Annotated in this window: 1 protein-coding gene; it reads left to right on the top strand. The window is 36.0% G+C overall.

All coding sequences use genetic code 11. The annotated features are described in order from the left end of the window. The coding region (locus ASV53_RS25755; protein ID WP_189337975.1) for a hypothetical protein at window positions 1-315 on the top strand (315 nt) is incomplete at its 5' end. Window positions 316-397: the final 82 nt, after the last annotated feature.

The raw sequence follows: 397 nt of genomic DNA, 5'->3' as shown, positions 1-397 counted from the left end.
GGTGAGGCCAAGGCATTCATCGCTTACTTCATCGAGCAAGACTTGCCCGAGATTTATGAAAATTTAGGCTTTGTTGAATGTAATATGCCACTTGGAAGTAAAACTATTAAGTATAAGACTGCATTCAATAACGATCTTGATGGGCGCCTTGAGTATTGGGTTGTCTTTAACACCTATGGTGCTGTAGGTTTAGCTAAGAGGCTGACTTACGATGATAAGTTCGAAACAACTTTTGTTCACTTCAATCTAAAGCATGATAGAGATAGCTTTATCAAGGATACGATTGCAAAAATTCCAATGATAATCATTCACTAAGATATCATGAGTATAGGGTGATCATTATATAGCTAGAATCACTTTCCAGTAATAAGGTATAGACAACTGCATTATAAATTAC

The organism is Photobacterium sanguinicancri, from assembly GCF_002265265.1.
Classification (GTDB): Bacteria; Pseudomonadota; Gammaproteobacteria; order Enterobacterales; family Vibrionaceae; genus Photobacterium; species Photobacterium sanguinicancri.
This window is presented reverse-complemented; position numbering and strand designations above follow the sequence as displayed.